Annotated in this window: 5 protein-coding genes; all 5 read right to left on the minus strand. The window is 62.1% G+C overall.

Annotated elements, in window-relative coordinates:
* Positions 1-164: 164 nt before the first annotated feature.
* On the minus strand, positions 165-869 hold the full coding sequence (locus NKH95_RS14245) for a thermonuclease family protein (protein WP_352440313.1): 705 nt from the start codon (positions 867-869) through the stop codon (positions 165-167).
* A 33-nt stretch (positions 870-902) separates the two neighbouring features.
* Positions 903-2,102 carry a type 1 periplasmic-binding domain-containing protein gene (locus NKH95_RS14250; protein WP_502895224.1) on the minus strand — a complete coding sequence of 400 codons (1,200 nt, stop codon included), beginning with the start codon at positions 2,100-2,102 and terminating at the stop codon, positions 903-905.
* Between the two features lie 307 nt (positions 2,103-2,409).
* On the minus strand, positions 2,410-2,967 hold the full coding sequence (locus NKH95_RS14255; RefSeq protein ID WP_502895225.1) for a lytic transglycosylase domain-containing protein: 558 nt from the start codon (positions 2,965-2,967) through the stop codon (positions 2,410-2,412).
* A gap of 31 nt (positions 2,968-2,998) precedes the next feature.
* Positions 2,999-3,370: a hypothetical protein gene (locus NKH95_RS14260; protein WP_023809946.1), complete on the minus strand. Its 372-nt coding sequence runs from the start codon at positions 3,368-3,370 to the stop codon at positions 2,999-3,001.
* A gap of 60 nt (positions 3,371-3,430) precedes the next feature.
* Positions 3,431-6,000, minus strand: a 2,570-nt coding sequence (locus NKH95_RS14265; RefSeq protein ID WP_352440311.1) for a cadherin-like domain-containing protein, incomplete at its 5' end; no start/stop codon positions are given.

Genomic DNA, 6,000 nt, shown 5'->3' on the forward strand with positions numbered 1-6,000 from the left:
CTTGCAATTTAATCGATTGCGCGATGACCCCATCAAGGCTGCGGACGAAATCGGCTTGCTCCCAATGCATGACCTCGGCTTTGGGAAAAGGACATGCAGAAAAACAAAGATCTAAGCTGCGCCCGTGGCGGTTAACAAACAAAACATCAGGGTTGAATGGCAGGCTATTGTGCCGGGCCGAATATGCCCATCTCAGCCTTTCTGGCTGTCGCCTCCGCCTTGCCGTAGATGCCGCTCGGCAGCGCCGTGGCCCAGCCGTTGGAGACAAGCCAGGCGCCAACATCCTGCTTGCCCAGCCTGCACGGTGCGGCGACGGCAAAACGCTCGACGTCCGGAGGTACGAAACAGTGCAGCCCGCGTCCCCTCAGCCAGGAATTGAAAACGGCGCGTGCGCGCAGGCCGCAAGGCCAGGTGACGTCATGAAACGAGCAGGAGCTGTCGAGATCGATGCCTCGCACTCCGCTGATGACCACCTTGCGGCCCATGGATTCGAACATCGCCGACGATGTGGCAACCGGGCGGTAGAGCAAGACCTCCCGCCAATCCCCAGGCATTGGCGTTTTCGGGGGCACGGCGAGACCGAGCTCGCTGAGTGGCGGACGGGGCTCGGTCCGTTCGATCTCAGCGGGATCAAGCCGTGGCGGAGCGATCAGGTCTTGAGCAACCTTGCGAGCCGGCTCCAGGCGTTGTGCGCCGGCTACCGGGGCAACCGGCCGGATAGGCTGCGTATCGTCAACATCCCGCGACGGGGCACGGACAGGCCGATCGACCGAAAGCAACGCCCCACCTTGAATGATCAGCAGTATCCCGGCCAGAAGCAGCAGGCTGCCGAGCCCGATCGCCTGACCGCTGCGGCCCAGCCTGCCCATCAGCGCGAACAGCTTCTCAAGGCTTCTCGCCGGTCAGAAACCCGACGTCGATTTTGCAACCAGCTTGAGCGCACCTTTTTCAATCCGATAGAACGGCATCGAGCGTTCGCTGGATCCGTCGGCCCGAAACCGGAACAGGCCGGTCGACCCGCGAAAGCCGTTTGGATTCTCGAGAACCTTTTTGCTGAAGCCATCAGGCCCGATCGCGCTGGCAATCCCTGCCGTCAGGGCAACCATGTCATAGGCATAGGCCACATTGACGTCAGCGGGATAGTTGTATGCCGTCCTGAATCGGTCGGCGATCGGCCCGGTTTCACTTGGATCGAGCGTGGCGATAAACGCCCCCTCGAAGAGCGGATCCATGGGGTGCTCCAGCCAACGGTTCGTTCCGACGACGGAGATGGTCTTTCCCGGAATGCCCTTCGATTTGAGGGCGGCAAGGACAGGCGACGGACTGCCATTGCCGCTGGCGACAATGACGGCGTCGGGGGCGTCCACGAGTGAGCCCATTTCGTCGACCGCCTTCGCGGCGCCGTCGCCGGCGGAATATCGGAGAGTGACCGCGAGCGCCGCGCCGTAGATGCTGAGGCTGTTTGCGACCCGCTTCTCCATGGCGCCGGCGTTTGTGCCATCCGCGACAAGCAGTACGAACTTCTTGCTGCCTTTCGCGGCTAGTCCCGCGGCGCCCGCGGCGGCGCTGTCCGCTTCGCCAAGGAGCACGGCATAAACCCCGGCGCCACCGGCGAAATTATCGGCGAGCGCCAGGACCGGTGGCCGCTTCGATCCAGACAGCGTGGCAATATGCTGGGCTGCCGTCAGTTCGGTCGGGCCGATCACGACCTTCGAGCCCGTCGTTATGGCCGTTATCGCCATTTTGCTGGCCAGTGCGCTGTCGCCTTTGGTGTCTTCTACCGTCAGCGTAAGCAATCCATTGCCAATATCCGTCATCGCCAGCTTGGCCGCATCCAGCATTTTCCTGCCGTTTTCGCCCGCTGTTCCGGAGCCGGACAACGGCAGCAGCATCGTGACTTTGGTCGAACCGGTGCCCAGCGACTGGGTCGCCTGGACGGGGCCGGCACCGGCGGCGCCATTCTGCCCGGCAGGCGCGGCAATCGCCGCCGGATCGAGCACTTCGGACACGCCGCCTTTCGACTGGCAGCCCGATAAGATCGCGGCGAGCGCCAAGGCGATTGCCCATGTCCGCGGACAGTGGACCTGTCGGCCAGCTTCCATGAATGCTCCACCCCTATGTGCCGCCGGATATTGTTCCCGGTCTGGTCTCCAACGCATGTTACGGCGGACTTGCAGTGCCGTCTGTAGTTCTTTTAGCCGCCGAAAAGCCTGCCTCTGAGCGTCCTGATCTGCCTTGCTTGCCCGGCACTTCGATAGTCGGCGCATTTCATGTATCGCGGCCCGGGCACGAACAGGCGGCGCACGCAAACGCCCTTTGCCCCCTTCCCCGGCCAGAATTGGGCAGCGGCTCCACCCTCACCGCCTGAAAAGGCGGAAAAGCCGAACGTCGCCACCGGCAACGGCCCGGTCACTTCAATCCCCTCCCTTGCCAGGATTGCCCGCGCACGCTGGCAGTAGCGGACGAAAGGGCCGAGAACCGGCTTTCATTGTGCCCGGCGCGATACTTCATGACGGTGGTGCACAGATCGCCCCCGGCCAGCCTGTTGGCCTGTGCAAGATATCTGACTCCCAGCGCGATGTTGGTCGCCGGCGCGCTCAGATCGTCCAGAGAACCTCGAAAGCCGAGCATCCTGGCCGTCGCCGGCATCACCTGCATCAGGCCGACTTCGCCGTCGGCGCCTTGCACGCCGGGATCGAAGCCGCTTTCGATCTCCATCACCGCATGCGCCAGCAGCGGCTCCAGGCCATGGATCGATGCCTGGCAGCTGGCAAATGCCTTGAATGTCTGCCGGGTCCACTCCGTGGCCGGATCACAGCGCACTGCCTGCTTCAGGCCGGACGAAAGCTGTTGTTTCACGGATGGTCGTTCCAGCCAGTTGGCACTGGCCGGCGTGACCGTTTGGACAAAGCCAAGCAACACGATCGCGCCCGCGACCGCCTTCAGGAAGGATCCGTCGGCTGTCATGATGGCCAACAGGCGTGGTTCGCCTAGCCGGTCAGTGCATGTACTCGACCATGCGATCGTGAAAACACTCGCATTTGTTGAGGGTGTCTTCGTCCTTGTAGTTCGTCTTGAGGTAGCCGTAAGCCATGCCGCAGGCGACCTTGGCTTCCGATGCCCAGACGAAGACGGGACGCGACGAGTTGATCCACTCCGAACTGTTGGCGGCGGCGACCGACTCGTCCATCAGCTTCACCACTTGCTGCTTCAGATCGACGATGTTGTCGTTCAGCACCAGGTTGGACGTCCCCACGACACGGCAATAATCGCCGGTCGGGCCATCGATGATGTCGGCGGCATACCCCGTCGACCCGACTGCCAGCAACAGCGTCGCAGCGGAAACCAGCAGTCTTGCAGAACGTTTCATGTTGAGCTCCCCTAGATATTAGCGATGTATAACATAGTCGCGTGGCCGTGCGCCATGGCGTTAAACCACGTTTGCAGTCGTCGTATGCTGGGTTACGCCATCGTCGTAGAGCAGCGTGATGGTGTTGGCAGCGGGCAGGTTCGTCAGCGTTGCCACGTCAATGAAATTGGCTCCGCCGGTTGTCCCATTCGCATCTACGCTGAGCGTGCCCGTCCCCGCATCGTAGTTCACGAAGTCACCGATATTAGCCCCTCCGGGTGCTGTGTCGAACAGCCCGGTCAGGTCGATCTTGTCGCCCTCGCCGCCATTGAAGTCAGTGATGAGATCCTTGATGTCGAGATGATCGAGCTTGAACGTGTCGGCGCCAGTGCCTCCGGTAAGCGTGTCTTGGCCCGCGCCACCGATGAGCAGGTCGTTGCCAGCACCTCCATCGAGCGTGTCGTTGCCAGCACCACCGTCAAGGAAGTCGTTGCCACCTCGCCCAATGATGATGTCATTGCCGCCATTGCCGTTAAGATGGTCGATGCCGGACGTTCCATAGATCTGGTCGGCCAGTGTGGCATCGCCATTCACCGTGATCCCGGGGTCGCCTGGATCATGCGAGAAGAAAGAGAAGCTCACTTTGCGCGCCTGGAAATTGCCGCCATCATTGTCGAAATAAGACAGGGTCCAGTTGTCGCCGACTGACGGCGGATGCGTGATCAGGTAGCTGGCAAGCGTTGTGGAGGTGGCATTGCCGCTGCCGTCCAGAAGGTAAATGTGGTCGTAGTCGACGGTCGCCTTCATCAAACCTGTGGTCGGATCGTAGAACCAGCTCTGCTCGAAAGTCCCAGGGCTGGTGTCATCTTCGACGATCGCGAAGCGATCCGAGCCAATTCTGATTTCGACTTGCACTTCCTGCTCACGATGCGAGCCCGCGCTGCTGTCTCCGTAGACACCCGGATTCCGTTCGCCCAAGGGAATAGGCGTGATGAAAGGCGACTCCTGGAAGTCGGTATAGACCACTACCGTCGAGTTGTGTGGATCAGCCAGGATTGCGCTGACCGTCGCTTGCGACAGGGAGAGCGTTGTGATCTGATCGTTGCCCGACGTAAGCGGACTGTTGCCATTGCCAATCTGCGACGTGTCGCTCGGCAGGCTAGTCGGCGGCACTTCGTGGATGCCGACCGTCTGCGCTATGTGAGTATGACCGTCATATACATCCAGCGACAGGTTGTTGTTGACCGTGTCAGTTTGCGATGCTGTTGGCCGATAAACCAGGTCGTCCAGCAAATCGATACCGCCGGACGGATTGTAGAGCACCGTGCCGGCTGTTAGGGCGACATAGGTCACGCCGTTGAAATAGAATGTGCCGGTGGGGATCGTTCCCGTGGCGGTGACAATGAGGTTATCCCCGTCCGCATCCGTCGGAATGGAAACCAGCAACGGATACCCATTCGGATAGCTAGGCGTGCTCAAGGTCTGCTGCGCCGGGTCGCTCGACATCCAGTTCTGGGTGTTCGCGACAACGGGTGCGTCATTGATGTCCGCCAGGTTGATGGTCAGCGTCGTCGTCGACAGGTCGCCGTCGCCGTCCTTGATGGTGTAGACGAACACGTCCGTGGTGTTGGCGCTGATGCTGTGGGTCGTCGACTGGTAGGTATAGGAGCCGTCGGCGTTGAGGTGCAAGGTGCCGTGCAGGCCGGCAATGTCGGTGTTAACACCGGTCGTCACCGCCGTCGTCGTATTGCCGCCCGCTGCCCGCACGCCGTCGATGGTTGCACCGTCGGCGCCGGCAACGTCATTGACCAGCACGCCCGCCGCCGCCGTCACGGTCAGCAGAGCGCCTTCGTTTACATTGCCAGTGTCGGCATGTGCCGTCGGAATGTCGTCGGTGACGTCGATGGTGATGGTGTTGGTGATCGTGTTGCCGTTGGCGTCGGTCGCCTGGTAGGTGAAGGTCTCGACATTGTTGACGGTGTTGGTGCCGTTGTTGGCATCGGCGCCGTCGACCGGCGTGGTCAGCGTGTAGCTGTAGGTGCCGTTGGCGTTGAAGGTCAGCGTGCCGTGCGTGCCGGTGCCGCTGCCCACCAGGGCGTAGGTGTAGGGGCCGGTGCCGCCCGACACATTGTCGACGACCGTTCCGGCGATGGTCTCGGCGGTGCTCGACGGGTTGCTGCCGATCGGCAGCGCCGCCTCGTTGACCGTCAGGTCGTCATTGGAGGCGGCAAGGCCGCTATCCGACAGGTTGATGGTCAAGGTCGTCGTCGACAGGTCGCCGTCGCCGTCCATGATGGTGTAGACGAAGGTCTCCGTCGCGCCGGCCGGCGGGACCACGTTGGGCAGGCCGTCATAGCTGTAGCTGCCGTTGGCGTTCAGTGTCAGCGTGCCGTAAGTGCCGGGAATGCCGGCGCCAAGCCCGCCGCTCACAGGAACCGCGGTGTTGCTCCCGGCGGCCACGCCGACAACCCCGCCGCCCGCCGCCGCGCCGTCGGCGCCGAACACGTCGTCCGTGCCGTCCGTCAGCACGTTGCCGCTCACGATGCCGCCCTCGACAACGCTGTTGGTGTCGGCATGTGCCGTCGGAATGTCGTCGGTGACGTCGATGGTGATGGTGTTGGTGATCGTGTTGCCGTTGGCGTCGGTCGCCT

It is taken from the genome of Mesorhizobium sp. M0848, from assembly GCF_040319805.1.
Lineage (GTDB): Bacteria > Pseudomonadota > Alphaproteobacteria > Rhizobiales > Rhizobiaceae > Mesorhizobium.